Origin of the sequence: Pseudomonas entomophila (assembly GCF_013523125.1) — a bacterium.
Classification (GTDB): Bacteria; Pseudomonadota; Gammaproteobacteria; order Pseudomonadales; family Pseudomonadaceae; genus Aquipseudomonas; species Aquipseudomonas entomophila_B.
In genome coordinates this window covers 50,956-64,765 of sequence record NZ_JAAMQJ010000013.1, presented here as the reverse complement: position 1 = coordinate 64,765, position 13,810 = coordinate 50,956, and the positions used below count along the sequence as shown (strand labels likewise).

11 protein-coding genes are annotated in these 13,810 nt (G+C 66.4%); 6 read left to right on the top strand and 5 right to left on the bottom strand.

The genetic code is table 11. The features are described 5' to 3' along the window. The first annotated feature begins 183 nt into the window (after positions 1 to 183). Positions 184 to 1,158: a DNA replication terminus site-binding protein gene (locus tag G7007_RS09505; RefSeq protein WP_181101162.1), complete on the top strand. Its 975-nt coding sequence runs from the start codon at positions 184 to 186 to the stop codon at positions 1,156 to 1,158. A 44-nt stretch (positions 1,159 to 1,202) separates the two neighbouring features. Here the strand turns inward: G7007_RS09505 and G7007_RS09500 are convergent, their stop codons facing one another. Together G7007_RS09500 and G7007_RS09495 are read right to left on the bottom strand one after the other, a co-directional pair. After that, positions 1,203 to 2,336 (bottom strand): MFS transporter, encoded by a 1,134-nt coding sequence (locus tag G7007_RS09500; protein WP_181101231.1) that lies wholly within the window; start codon positions 2,334 to 2,336, stop codon positions 1,203 to 1,205. A gap of 237 nt (positions 2,337 to 2,573) precedes the next feature. Then, entirely contained in the window at positions 2,574 to 3,500 is a 927-nt protein-coding gene (locus G7007_RS09495; protein WP_181101160.1) for an AraC family transcriptional regulator, read from the bottom strand. A 104-nt stretch (positions 3,501 to 3,604) separates the two neighbouring features. Between G7007_RS09495 and G7007_RS09490 the strand changes: the two genes are divergently transcribed. From G7007_RS09490 to G7007_RS09470, 5 genes are all read left to right on the top strand, one after another. Beyond that, positions 3,605 to 4,567: an SDR family NAD(P)-dependent oxidoreductase gene (locus G7007_RS09490; protein ID WP_181101158.1), complete on the top strand. Its 963-nt coding sequence runs from the start codon at positions 3,605 to 3,607 to the stop codon at positions 4,565 to 4,567. A gap of 123 nt (positions 4,568 to 4,690) precedes the next feature. Further along, the gene (pdxY, locus tag G7007_RS09485; protein ID WP_181101157.1) at positions 4,691 to 5,563 is read left to right on the top strand and encodes a pyridoxal kinase PdxY; all 873 of its coding nucleotides are present in this window, start codon (positions 4,691 to 4,693) and stop codon (positions 5,561 to 5,563) included. 317 nt (positions 5,564 to 5,880) lie between these two features. Next, on the top strand, positions 5,881 to 6,789 hold the full coding sequence (locus tag G7007_RS09480) for an aldo/keto reductase (RefSeq protein ID WP_181101155.1): 909 nt from the start codon (positions 5,881 to 5,883) through the stop codon (positions 6,787 to 6,789). Position 6,790: 1 nt separating this feature from the next. Next, positions 6,791 to 8,062 carry an NTP/NDP exchange transporter gene (locus G7007_RS09475; protein WP_181101153.1) on the top strand — a complete coding sequence of 424 codons (1,272 nt, stop codon included), beginning with the start codon at positions 6,791 to 6,793 and terminating at the stop codon, positions 8,060 to 8,062. Positions 8,063 to 8,345: 283 nt separating this feature from the next. Continuing rightward, positions 8,346 to 8,963 carry a trypsin-like peptidase domain-containing protein gene (locus G7007_RS09470; RefSeq protein ID WP_181101151.1) on the top strand — a complete coding sequence of 206 codons (618 nt, stop codon included), beginning with the start codon at positions 8,346 to 8,348 and terminating at the stop codon, positions 8,961 to 8,963. Positions 8,964 to 8,969: 6 nt separating this feature from the next. Here G7007_RS09470 and G7007_RS09465 read toward each other — a convergent pair whose 3' ends face one another. From G7007_RS09465 to G7007_RS09455, 3 genes are read right to left on the bottom strand one after another with little or no spacing between them, the layout of a single operon-like run. Next, positions 8,970 to 10,172, bottom strand: a complete 1,203-nt coding sequence (locus G7007_RS09465; RefSeq protein WP_181101149.1) for an HlyD family efflux transporter periplasmic adaptor subunit — start codon at positions 10,170 to 10,172, stop codon at positions 8,970 to 8,972. Further along, a complete protein-coding gene (locus G7007_RS09460; RefSeq protein WP_181101147.1) occupies positions 10,169 to 12,328 on the bottom strand; it encodes a type I secretion system permease/ATPase in 2,160 nt (719 codons plus the stop codon). The genes G7007_RS09465 and G7007_RS09460 overlap by 4 nt, the downstream gene beginning before the upstream one ends. Further along, positions 12,325 to 13,755 carry a TolC family outer membrane protein gene (locus G7007_RS09455; protein ID WP_181101145.1) on the bottom strand — a complete coding sequence of 477 codons (1,431 nt, stop codon included), beginning with the start codon at positions 13,753 to 13,755 and terminating at the stop codon, positions 12,325 to 12,327. The genes G7007_RS09460 and G7007_RS09455 overlap by 4 nt, the downstream gene beginning before the upstream one ends. Positions 13,756 to 13,810 lie beyond the last annotated feature (55 nt).

Here is a 13,810-nt window from a genome sequence, read left to right as displayed (position 1 = left end):
AAAAAATCGCCATGCCTTTTGACAAAGGCATAGTGACCCTATAAATTTTATACCACCCCAATAAAGGCAGGCTCTGAACCACATCCAAACCTGCAAGACCCCATGCATCAAAAGCAGTCATCAGAAAGAGGGGGCCACAAGCGATTTTCACCGCCTCCATGACCTCCCTACGAGGGCCTCACCATGTACGACGCCATCCAGGCCGCCTATCAACGGCTGCTCTCCGAAGTCACCCAGTTCAACGAGACCTGGCCGTCGCTGGTGGTCGCTGGCAAGGTCTGGCAGGTGCCGGTCCTGCACGAACAACGCACCCCAGACGTCATTGAGGTCGAAGCGCTGACGGGCCAGCAGGCCATCGACGCGACGGTCGTGGCATTGCGCACGTTCCAGCGCGACATCGACCAGGCGCCCGGTACGGTGATGCGCCTGCCGGGCTACTTCCAGCTCAGCGCGTCGGTGTTGCCGCTGGCCATGGCGGTCAATACGGCCAAGCTCGCGTTGATGGACGCCATCGAGGCCGAGCGTGTCGCCCAGAACCTGGCCCCGGACATGCGCCCGAAACTGATGCGCAAGGCCTTGGGGTCGTCGTTGTTCAACACCAAGCAGTTGCAACGCACGCTGCACGTGTTCGATGGCGCCCCCCGGCGCATCTCGTTCACCTGGGCAGGGCACACCACCAGCACCGAACGCATCCGGGTGGCCAAGGTGCGCGAACAGTTGGCCCAGGCGGCCAAGCTGCGCGCGGCGGCCGAAGACATTCCGGTACAGCAGACACCCGAATACCTGGACCTGGCCGCCATCATCCGACTCGACGACGCCGACGTGCTGATCAAGCACAAGCAGATCGCCCCCCATCCCCGGTGCACCTTGTGGTTCGGTCCTACCGGCAGGAAATGGGACGCGCAGCCCAAGGCCAACCTGCCCGTATTCGTGCTGGCCGGGGACGGGCAGATGAAGCTGAGTGACCTGAAGCACTTCGACAAGGCCGCGCGCGGCGAGCGGCGGCGTGACGTCAAGACCCGGCAGGAGGTGTGGCCGCAACGCCACATGTATTTGCCAGGGCCGAAAGGCCAGTCGACCCAGGCCGAAGCACCCGTGAAGGAGGGCGCGCTGCATTCGACCTATCGACTCGGTGGTGTGGTCTACGAACCCACCTGAACGAGGGCCTGGACGCCCCGGAGAGCGTCCAGGTCGGGCAAACCTCAGTGCCCGTCTTTCATCCGGCGTGCAATGAAAAACAGCACCAGCCCACCGAGGGCGGCTGCCGCGCCGATGTAACCGGTGCTGGTCCAGCCCAGGCCTGCCGTGATCGCCAGCCCGCCGAGCCAGGGGCCCAAGGCGTTGGCCAGGTTGAACGCCGCATGGTTCGAGGCGGCTGCCAGGCTGGGCGCTTCGTGGGCAATGTCCATCAGGCGGATCTGCAGTGGCGCCGCCAGGGCGATCATGGTCCCCACCAACGCCACAGCGGGCAACAGGGTCCACAGCGAGTGGGCAGCGAACGAGAAGAACACCAGCACCAGCATCGACCAGATCAGTACCAGCCCGACGGCCCGAAAGCCCAGCCGGTCGAACAGCTTGCCGCCGGCGATGTTGCCGACGATGCCACCGAGCCCGAAGGCGGCCAGCCCGAATGGAATCCACTGCGGTGATACCTGAGTCACCTCGAGCATGGTCGGTGCCAGGTAGCTGAACACACAGAACATGCCGGCGAAGCCGATCGAAGCGATGCCCAGTGCCATCCACACCTGCGGTTTGGTGAAGGCGTGCAGTTCACGGCGTGGATCGCTGCGCACTTCGTCGTGAGGTTGCGGCACGTACCGCGCGACCAGCGCCACAGTGCACAAGGCGAGCACACCGACCAGCACGAAGGCCGAGCGCCAGCCGAAGAACTGCCCCAGGAACGTGGCGATCGGGTTGCCCAGCAACATGGCCAGGGTCAGCCCCAGCATCACCCGCGCCACGGCACCGGCGCGCTGGTTGCTCGGCACCATGCTCGAGGCGACCACGGCCGCGATACCGAAATAGGCCCCATGCGGCAGGCCACTGACGAAACGAAACGCCACCAGGCTGGAAAACGACGGCGCGAAGGCCGTGGCCAGGTTGCCCAGGGTGTACAGCAACATGAGCAACAGCAGCATGTGCTTGCGCAGCAGCTTGGCGCCCAGGATCGCCAACGCCGGCGCGCCGACCACCACGCCCAAGGCGTAGGCACTGATCGCATGGCCGACCTGCGGTTCGCTCAGGTTGAGGTTGCCGGCGATGTCGGGCATCAGGCCCATGATGGCGAATTCGCCGGTGCCGATGGCGAAGCTGCCCAGGGCCATGGAGGCTTCCATCTTGGCGATGGCAGGTTTCGACGGCGTCGACAGAGGAGGAAGAGGAGCGGACATCGGGATCCTTCTGACAAGAGGCTGAAACGATAAAGGCGCGAGGGTAGACAAGCCTTGCGGACGTGTCGAGTCAAACCCCCGACCTATTGAATGGCTGTGGGTTTACAGACCGAGCTCGTGCAGCGAGGTGCCCTCATCGGCAGAATTTCATGCAGGCCAGGAGGCAGGCGCGGTGGGGCGGGCTCAGTCGTGGGTTGCGCGGGTCTGGATCCATCCCTGCCGGTACTGAAGCGGCGAGCAGTTCAGCAGACGCTTGAAGGCATGGCTGAAGGCACTGTCGGAGGCATAGCCGAGCTGCTGGCCGATCGTCGAGACGGCCGCTTGCGTGGTACGCAGCGCCTTCATCGCCTTGTGCATCCGCCAGCGGCTCACGTACTCCAGAGGCGCCAGGCCCGACGTGCGTTTGAAGCGCAAGGCGAAGCTGGAGCGCGACATGCCTGCGATTCGAGCCAGTCGCTCGACCGTCCACGGGTGAGCAGGGTCTGCATGGATCGCATGAAGGCTAGCGCCGATGCGCGGGTCGCCCATTGCCCGCAACCCACTGGGCGCGACGGCTGCGTCTTGCATCAGGTACAGCCGCAGGGCCTGTACCAACATGAGATGCCCCAGGTGCTGAATGACCAGGGCACCCCCCAGAGCCGGGTGCCCGAGTTCATGGGCCATGCGCTGCAGCGCCCACTGGAGCACGCAGGCCTGTTGCGAGCCACCCTCGATGAGTACAGCCGCCGGTAGGCCGTCGAACAGAAACGCTGCCTGCTCGGCGAAATCGAACCGACCGCCGATGAGAAAAAAGTCCTTGCCCGAACCACAGCGGGCAATGCCATCGACCGCGAGGTGGTACACCGTGTCCGCCGGCACCGCCGGTAGGTCAAGGTGGCTGCACAACGAGAACGCGCGACCGCGTGGCAGCAGGAAACCATCACCCGCACGCACCCGCATCGGGGCTGGCAGGCCTTCGACGCGCAGCCAGCACTCGCCTTCCAGCACGGCATTGAATTTGATGCCGTCCGGCGCCGGAAAATCGATGGCCCAGGGGCCACCGGCCTTCAACCCGGCGAAAACGGCGCTGCGTGCGCTGACCTGCGACAACGCTTCGGAGAGTGGGTCCATGAATGTGAGACGATCGCGACAGAATGCAAGAGTCTGCGGCATTCAACGTCCGCACGCCAAGCTAGACAATGGTCGCTTCCATTCGCCTTTTGCAGGAACCTGCCATGCCGACCACGCAAGCCCCGCTTCATACCCCTTTCCATGCACGCAGTACGGCGGACGAGGTCCTGGCAGGGCAGGCGTTGTCCGGTCTGCATGCCGTGATCACCGGTGGTCATTCTGGGCTGGGACGAGAGACGACCCGAGCGCTGAGCAGGGCGGGCGCCCGTGTCACCGTGCTCGCCCGCGACATCGACGCCGCCCGTGACCAGTTGGGTGCGCTACCTGACGTGTCGATCGTCCGGCTCGACCTGTCCGACCTCGACAGTGTGCAGGCGTCCGCCAGGCATCTGCTGGCGCAGGCGCAGCCCATCGATGTGCTGATCGGCAACGCGGGCATCATGGCCAGCCCGCTCTTTCGCACGGCTCAAGGCTGGGAAGGCCAGTTCGCCACCAATCATCTGGGGCATTATGCCCTGGTGAATCGGTTGTGGCCGGCGCTGCGCAAGGGCGCGCGGGTGGTGATGGTGTCATCGGCCGGCCATCACGCCTCGGGCATGCGCTGGCACGACATTCACTTCACCCAGGGCTATGACAAGTGGCTGGCCTACGGCCAGTCGAAAACGGCCAACGCGCTGTTTGCCGTGCACCTCGACCACCTGGGCCGGCGCCACGGAGTGCGAGCGTTCGCCGTGCACCCTGGCAAGATTCTCACGCCCTTGCAGCGTCATCTGGCGCGTGAGGAGATGAGGGCGGCTGGCTGGGTGGATGCGAACGGCGAACTGGCCGACCCGACGTTCAAGACCGTGCAGCAGGGGGCGGCGACCCAGGTGTGGACGGCGACCTCGCCGGCACTGCAAGGACGAGGCGGGGTGTATTGCGAAGATGGCGACATTGCGAGCCTCGAGACGTCCGAGCCACCGTCGTGGCGCGGCGTCCGCCCCCATGCGGTGGACCCTGAGCAGGCGGCGCGGTTGTGGACACTGTCCGCGCAGCTGACAGGCCTCGACGCTTTCGCGCCGGGATAAGGGCACCGGGCCTGTCTGACAGAACCATCGTCCCAGGCCTGGATGGTGTAACGTGTGCGTTTCGCACGCCGCGCAGCCTCGGACCGGTCCGCGCGGTTTCACGACTCGACAGAAGGCACTCCCATGAGCGGTCGCAGCCCATCCTACGTTCTTTCGATCCAATCGCACGTCGCCTTCGGCCACGTCGGCAACGATGCCGCCGTGTTCCCCTTGCAACGCCTGGGCTTCGAGGTGCTGCCGATCCACACCGTGCAGTTCTCCAACCACACCGGCTACGGGCAGTACCGTGGCCAGGTGTTCGGCGCCGAGCATGTGCGTGATGTGCTGCAGGGGTTGCGCGAACGGGGCGTGCTGGCGCAGGTGGCCGGGGTGCTGTCCGGTTATGTGGGCGATGCGGCCATCGGCGAGGTGATCCTGGAGACGGTGGAGGAGGTGCGCCGCGACAATCCACAGGTGCGCTACCTGTGCGACCCGGTCATCGGCGACGTGGGCCGTGGCATCTTCGTGCAGGCAGCGATTCCGGACTTCTTCCGCAACCTGGCCTTGCCCTGCGCGAACATCATCACCCCCAACCAGTTCGAGTTCGAGCTGCTGACCGGCAGCAAGCTCGGCAGCGTGGCCGAGGCGGTGCGCGTGGCGCAGCAGCTGCGGGGGCGTGGGCCGGACATCGTGGTGATCACCAGCCTGGCCACGGACGACATACCGCTGGACCGTCTGGGCACCCTGGCCATCAATGGCGAAGGCGCGTGGCTGGTGAATACGCCACGTCTGGCACTGCACCCGTTGCCCAATGGGATGGGCGATGTGTTCTCGGCCACCGTACTGGCGCACCTGCTGAACCAGGTGCCGTTGGCTGAGGCGCTGGAGCGCACGACCTCGACGCTGTATGGCCTGGTGCAGGCGACGGTCGAGGGGTCACGTGACCTGCCCCTGGTCACGGCCCAAGAGCAGATCGTCGCGCCGGAGTTCGTCTGTGAAGCGGTGAGGGTAGGGTAAGGGTGGGGCTGTGAGTTCGGCAGGGTCTGCACCGGCCCTATCGCGGGCAAGCCCGCTCCCACATGGACCAATGCAGCCTGAACGTACCGATAGGATGCGTGCCACTGTGCCGCTATCTGCTTGAAACCGGTACCTGTGGGAGCGGGCTTGCCCGCGAGGGCGGCAGCTCAGACACCGGCGCGCTCACCCTTAGCGCCCGTCTCGATCAGCTTCCGCAGCCTTAGCCAGCACTATTCACATCCAGAAACATTCTCCTCCAGCGTTCTCTTCCCCAGCCGCTAGATTGAATATTTCCACTGGATGACAGGAAATCTCCCATGTACGGACGTCGCGAAGTCCTACGCACCGGTGCCGCCCTGGCACTGTTCGCGGCGAGCCCCTGGCTGCGCGCCGCGCCGTCGACACCGTTGCTCACCCGCCCCATCCCCGGTACGGGCGAAGCCTTGCCGGTGATCGGCGCCGGCACCTCCGGCAGTTTCGAGGTCAAAGCCGGGGCGACCGCCTACGAACGCCTCGCCCAGGCTCTGCAGATCTTCTTCGATGGCGGCGGTTCGGTCATCGACACTTCGCCCAACTACCACGGCGCCGATGCCATCCTGGGGCAACTGCTCGAGGAAGGTGGCTGGCGCGCGAAGTGCTTCCTGGCCACCAAGATCGCCGCCGACAGCCGCGAGGCTGCCGAGCGGCAATGGGCCCGCAGCCTGCGTGACCTGCGCACCGATCGCGTCGACCTGCTGCAGGTGCACAACCTGCGCGACTGGCGCACGCAGTTGGCCTATGCCCGCGAACTCAAGGCCCAGGGCAAGACGCGCCACGTCGGCATCACCCATTACCTGGCCAGCGGCCACGCCGAGATGATCGACATCCTGCGCAAGGAGCCGCTGGACTTCATCCAGATCAACTATGCCGTCAACGCCCCCCAGGCCGCCGAGACGCTGCTGCCCCTGGCCCAGGACAAGGGCGTGGCCGTGTTGATCAACCGTGCCTTCGACGACGGCCGTCTGTTCGCCCAGGTCAAGGACCGTCCCTTGCCGCCTTGGGCCGCCGAGGTAGGGGTAACGAGCTGGGCGCAGCTGTTTCTCAGGTTCGCCATCAGCCATCCGGCGGTGACGGCCGTGATTCCGGCCACTGGCCGCCCGGACCGTCAACGCGATCAGCTCGAGGCCGGCCGTGGTCCGCTCTTGAGCATCGAGCAGCGAAACGCACTCATCGCCCAGTTCGCCTGACGTGGCCCGCGCATCGGTACACCGCCTGGCCAGGGGTCTTGACCTGCGCGAGGGTGAAGGGCCTGCCGTGACGGCCGGCCTGGCCTTGTTCTACCTGCTGTTCACTGGCTATTTCATGCTGCGCCCGGTGCGTGAAACCATGGGCGTGGCCGGGGGCGTGGACAACCTGCATTGGCTGTTCACCGGCACTTTCGTGGTGACCCTGGCGTGCCTGCCGCTGTTCGGCTGGCTGGCCTCGCGGGTGCCGCGTCAGCGCATCCTGCCCTGGGCCTACGGCTTCTTCGCCAGCAACCTGTTGCTGTTCGCTGCGATCCTCACACACGACCCTGACAACGTCTGGAGCGCACGGGCGTTCTACATCTGGCTGTCGGTGTTCAACCTGCTGAGCATTTCGCTGGCCTGGAGCGTGCTGGCCAACCTGTTCTCCAATGAACAGGGCAAGCGCCTGTTCGGCCTGCTGGCGGCCGGCGCCAGTCTGGGCGGGCTCAGCGGCCCCTTGCTCGGCGCTGCGCTGGTGGCCCCGCTCGGGCATGCCGGGCTGCTGGTGCTGGCCGCGCTGATGCTGCTGGGCAGCGTGGCGGCGGCGCGCTACCTGCGCCGGTGGCGCACGCGGCAGCCACTGCCCGACGATGTCAGGCATCCGCCCTCGCGGCCCTTGGGCGGCAATCCCTTGGCGGGTGCCCTGGCAGTAGCGCGCTCCCGCTACCTGCTGGGCCTGTCGTTGTTCGTGGTACTGCTGGCCAGTGTCAGCACGTTCCTGTACGTCGAGCAGGCGCGCATCGTCAGTGAAACCTTCACCGACCGAGCCCGGCAGACACAGGTGTTCGGCCTGATCGATGCCGGCGTGCAGGCCCTGGCGATCCTGACGCAGGTGTTCTTCACCGGTCGCCTGGCCAGGCGCCTGGGCGTCGGTGCATTGCTGGTGGGGGTGCCGTTGGCCATGGCCGTGGGCTTCCTCTGGCTGGTCCTGGCACCGGTATTCGCCGTGTTCGTGGTGGTGATGGTGGCACGCCGCGCCGGTGAGTACGCGCTGGTACGGCCTGGCCGGGAAATGCTGTTCACCGTGCTGCCGGCCGAGGACAAGTACAAGGCCAAGAGCTTCATCGACACCGTGGTCTATCGCGGTGGCGACGCGGTGAGCGGATGGCTCAAGCGGGGGCTCGATCTGCTGGGCGAGCATCCGCAGCTGGCGTTGTGGATCGGTGCAGGGCTGGCTGCGGTATGGGCGGTGACCGGATACCGATTGGGCCAGGCGAGGGCGAAAATGGAGTAATGGCGTCGATATAAAAGATCAATATGAGTCGAGCTATTGGATCCAAGTGCTTGAAATAATTCTAAGAAATATCAGTTAACATTTTTATCTATAGCTTTTTTGAATTTGGATCCTAATTTTAATTAAATTTTTATATAAATTCGACCGGCGGTAGTGATGGCACATTGATTTCATCTGTGCCGGCATGGTGTATTGCGCGCCATCCACCCACCACCGTCGTGATTTCATGCGCCCACTCAAGTCGCTCCTGGCAGCCACCATGCTGCTCAGCGGGTGCAACGGAATGCCCCTCGCTTCACATCAGGATCCCTCCCTTCAAGACCAAGCCTTCGTCGTGCATTCCGGCGGCCCTGTCCCATTGATGATGATGGGCAGCGCCGTGCAGTGGAACGAGGACTATGCCGTTACCGTCAAGCACCTGCCGTTCGTGGGCGGGTCCGAGTTCCAGGGGCGAGGGGACGTGCAGTTCTTCCGTCACAAGGCCAAGAAAGCCTTGCCGTTGTGGCGCAGTTATCAGCCGGGTGAGTCGCTCACCGCGGTGGGCTTCAACGCCTTCTACCTGCCGATGCAGGGGCAGGGCCAGGCGCTGCCGGCGCTGGTGCGTCTGGATGCCAAGGACGGTGGCGTGATGTACGCCACCCATGATGGCCCCACCGTGGTCGGCATGTCCGGTGGCCCAGTGTTCGCCACCGACGGCTCGGTGGTCGGCATCAACGTCGCCAACCTCGACAAGGGCGCGCTGAGCAAGATCAAGCGCCCTGACCTGGCCGGACGTGACCGGGTCAGCATCTTCCTGCCCTATGCGCAGATCCAGCGTGAATGGCAGCGCTTCGCCAACCTGCAGGCCGGCATCAAGCCTGCGCCGGCACCGGCCGGCTTGCCGGTGGCGGCGGCGCACTGAGGCCTGTCAGCGCTCGCGCAAGGCTTCGCGCGCGCGGTTGAGCGGTTTGATCAGGTAGTCCAGCACGGTCTTCTCGCCGGTGCGAATGTCCACCGTGGCCACCATGCCCGGCACGATCGAGAACGCCGTGCCGGCCTTGTTGCGCAGCACGTCGGACTCGGTCTGGATGTAGACCCGGTAGTAGTAGATCTCCGGCTTGACCTCGTCCTGGATCGTGTCGGGCGAGATGGTCACCACCTTGCCGTCCAGGCTGCCGTAGATCGAGTAGTCGTAGGCGGTGATCTTGACCTTGGCCGTCTGGTCCGGGTGGATGAAGGCGATGTCGCGCGGGTTGATGCGCGCCTCGATCAGCAGCTTGTCGTCCTGCGGCACGATCTGCATCAGTTGCCCATTGGGCGGCACCACGCCGCCGATGGTGGTCACCTCGATGCCCTTGACGATGCCGCGTACCGGCGAGCGGAAGGTCAGCCGCGACAGCGAATCGGCCCGGCCGCGCACCACCTCGGCCAGCGAGTCGGCCTCGGCGCTGGCCTTGGCCAGGTCCTGGCGGGCCTGGACCATGTACTCCGAGCGGGCTTCGCTGGCCTTGAGCTCCAGCTCCGAGCGCTGACGGTTCAGGCGGATCACCTCGACCCGGCTCGAGGCTCCGGCCTGGGCCAGCTTCTCGGTGATGGCCAGCTCGCTGCGCACCAGCTTGAGCGACTGCTCGATCCCGGCCAGGGTCTCCTGCAGGCCACGGCGACGGGTCTTGTACAGCTCGGTCTCGTCACGGGTCAGCTCCGGCCAGTCTTCCAGGGACGCTGGGAACGTCAGCGGCTTGCCGGTGACCTCGGCCTGCAGCCGGCTGACGCTGGCCAGCGCGGCGCGGTATTTGGCCTCGCTCTCGCCGACGTTGGACTGGGTCTTGATCGGGTCGAGCTGGGCGAGCACGTCGCCGCGCTCGACCCGCGAGCCCTCACGCACGTTCATCTCGGTGATGATCCCGCCTTCGAGCGACATGATCACCTGCTCGCGCGAGCTGGGCACCACCTTGCCGGTGCCGCTGGAGACCTCGACCACGCTGAACAGCGCGGCCCAGACCAGAAAGGCCGCGAGCATCAAGGCGCAGACCCAGACCACCCAGTTGGCCCGCGAGACCGCACGGTCGTCGCTACCGTCCAGGTACGACGCCGGCGCGGCCGGCGGGTGAAGCGCGACGTTCTGGCTCATGCCTGGGCTCCTTCAGGGTTTTTCAGGCGCGCCAGGGCGACGTCCCTGGGCGCGTCGATGACGATCCGGCCGTTGTCGACCACGATGATCCGGTCGACCTTCTGCAGCACGCTGAGGCGGTGCGTGGCCACCACCAGCGTGCGCCCGTCGCACCAGCGCTTGAGTTCGTCCAGCAGGCGGCGTTCGGTGACGTCGTCGAGCGATGCGGTCGGCTCGTCGAGCAGCAGCACATGGGGCTGGCGCAGCAGCAGGCGCGACAGCAGCAGGCTCTGGCGCTGGCCGCCGGACAGGCCCAGGCCGCCTTCGAGCACCAGGTGATCCAGGCCCTTGGGCAGGCGCCGAACGAAGTCCAGCGCGCCGGTGATCGCCAGCGCCGCAAGCATCTCCTGGTCGCTGGCCCGACCGGCACCCAGCACCAGGTTATCGCGCAGGGTGCCGTGGAACAGCCGCGCCTGCTGGTGCAGCAGGCCGACGTCACGGCGCAGGTCGGCCGGGTCCAGGTGGGCCAGGGCGATGCCATCGAGGGTGACCTCGCCGGTGGCGATGTCCATGGCACCGGCCAGGGCCTGCAACAGGGTCGACTTGCCCGCGCCGTTGCGCCCGAGCACGGCGATGTGCTCGCCGGGGCGAATGCGCAGGTCGGCGACTTCCAGCACCGCCGGGCCATCGGCGGCGTAGCGGAACGCCGCCTGCTTGAGGTGGAAGTCCCCCTGAATGGCCGTCAGGTGCACGCGCTTGCTGCCGTCCGGGTGATCGACCGGCTGCTCCATCAGGTTGTTCAGACCTTTGAGCGCCACCTTGGCCTGCTGCCAGCGGGTCAGCACGTGGTTGAGCTGGGCCATCGGCGCCATCATGCGCGAGGCCAGCATCGAGGCCGCCACCAGGCTGCCGGTGGTCAGGTCGCCGGCGATTACCATCGGCGCGCCGAACAGGATGACCACGGCGAACACCGCGCTCTGCACCGTCTGGGTCCAGGTCACCAGGCCATTGGTCAGGCCGCGCAGTTGCAGCGCGGTGTCGGCGGTGGCGGCGTTGTAGTGGTTCCACTGTTCCTGGAAGCGCTGCTCGGCCTGCAGCGCCTTGATGTCGTCCATGCCTTGCACGCTCTCCACCAGCATGGCATTGCGCAGCGCCGATTCGCGCATGTTGGCGTTGGCCAGGCGCGCCAGCTTGCGCTGGTAGAGCAGCCCCGGCAGCAGCATCACCACCAGCGCCACCACCGGAATGGCCACCAGCGGCCCGCCGATCAGGTAGAAAATGAACAGGAACAGGAAGAAGAACGGCAGGTCGGCCAGGGCCGTGGCGGTGCTCGAGGTGATCAGGTCGCGGACCTGTTCGAGTTCGCGCAGCTGCGAGATGAAGGTACCGGTGGACTTGGGCCTGACCGAATTGCGCAGGCGCAAGGCGTGGCCATAGACCAGGTCGGAGATGCGCAGGTCGGCGCGCTTGCCCAGCAGGTCGGTGATGCGCAGGCGCATGATGCGCAAGGTGAAGTCGAACAGCACCGCCAGCAGCACGCCGCCGAACAGCACGTACAGCGTCGGCAGCGACTCGGCCGGCACCACGCGGTCGTAGACCTGCATCGAGAACAGCACGCCGGCCATCCCCAGCAGGTTGGCCACCAGCGAGGCGACCATCACATTGCCGTAGGGCCGTAGGTCGCGCAGCACGATGCGCCGGAACCAGTGCTCGTCGAACGGCTGCACGTAGTCGTCGGTGCGCACGTCCGACAGCGGCCGGGCCGGGCGCAGGATCACCGTGCGGCGCACGCGCTGGTCGAGATCGGCCAGGGGCATGCGCTGCTGCAGGCCCTGGTCGCCGCTCAAGGCGATGCCCAGCTCGTCGCCGCTGACGCTCTGCACCACGCCGACCTGGCCGTCGTCCAGCTCGACCACCAGCGGGGTGCGCCATTGGCCCAGCGGCTGGCGCTGGCGCCCGCTGAACTTGACCGTCAGGCCGGCCTGGCGGGCCATCTGCCGCAGCACGTCTTCCAGGACACGGTCGGTGCGCTGCCCGGCGATGCGCACGCTTTCTTCGGAGACGTCCAGCCGGTAATGCTGCGCCACCAGCAGGATGGCCTGCATCCAGGGCTGCACGTCAGGCGGTTCGGTGGCCTGGCCGGCCGATGGTGGGGCGATGATCACAGCGTCGTTCATGGCAGAATCCTCACGCCCTGTACCAGGCGGTCTTCAAGGCCGAAGGCGCGGCGAAAGCCACCGCTGTTGTACAGGCAATCGATCTGCAGGCGACGCAGATCGGCCTGGGTGCCGGCCAGTTCGAATCGGGACTGGTGGATCTCCTGCTCGGCGTTGAGCAGGTCGAGCAGCGGGCGGGTGCCCAGGTCCAGGTACTGCTGGCCGTACAGCACCCGCGCCTGGCGAATGCCCTCCTGGCGCTGGCGCAAGGCGGCCTGCCGGTAGGCCAGGCTGGAGGTCTGCACGCGGGCCTCGGCCAGGCCCTGGCTGGCCTGCAGCACGGCGGTGTCCTGGGCGGCGTCGGCAGCGGTCAGGGCATGGCCGGCCGCGCGACTGCGGGCGCTGATCGCACCGCCCTGGTAGATCGGTACTTCCAGGCTTAGGTAGATCCCGGCCTGGGTGCGGTCCACGGCGGGGTTGTTGTCGTTGTAGCTGCTGTCCAGGTAGTGGTTCACGCTCGGCTCCAGCGACAGCGTCGGGTAGGCCTCGGCCCGTGCCCGGGCCAGGTCCGCCTGGGCTTCGCTGCGTTGCGCCTGGGCCACCAGCACGGCAGGCAGCAGGTTGGTGTCGGACGGCGGTCGCTCGCAGGCTGCGGTCGGCCCCGACGGGAAGTCGTCGGTCACCTCCACGGCCGTGGTTCGGCCGATCAGTGCGCCCAGGGCGGCCTGCCAGCGGGCGTACTGGGCCTTGTAGTCTTGCAGCATGGCCACGGCACCGTCGGCTCGCGACTGCGCCTGGATGAAGTCGGACCGGGCGCTGGCGCCCAGTTCGCTGCGCTGGCGGGCCAGCTCGACGATACTGCCGACGCCGTCGATCTGCTGGCGGGCGATCTCGATCAGCTGGGCATAACGCTGCACCTCGATCCAGGCGTAGGCGGTCTGGCGCCCGGTCTGGTCGATGGCCAGCAGGATCTGCGCCTGGGCGCGGGCGGCACGGGCCTTGGCCGACTCGACGGTGTTGTCCACCTTGCCGAAGTCGTAGAGCATCTGCTTGAGCGAGATGTTCAGCGCCTGGGTATTGCGGTCGCCGCCGTACCCGGTGTCCATGCCGGTACGGATGCCCCCGCTGATCTGCGGATAGTAGCCAGCTTCGGCGACGTTGATGCCTTCGCCTTGCTGGTAGAGGTCGGCCACCGCCTGGGCGATGTCCGGGTGCCAGGCAATGGCCTGGCCGATGGCCTGGTCAAGACTCAGGCGTGGGCCGACGGCGCCGGTCGGCACGCTGGGTGGGGCGGCGGCACGGCTGGCCGGCGCCTGGTGAAGTCGTTGCGGGCTCAGGTCGAGCAACGCAGGGTCTATCGTGTCGTCGGCCGCCGAGGCGGCGCGAGGGATGAGCAGTGCCAGGGTCGTCAGCAGAAAAAGGCACGGTACGGCAGTTACTTCCGGCATAGGCTGCGATCACATTATTCCCTTACTGATAATACTGACGCGGCGCGCCAAGCCG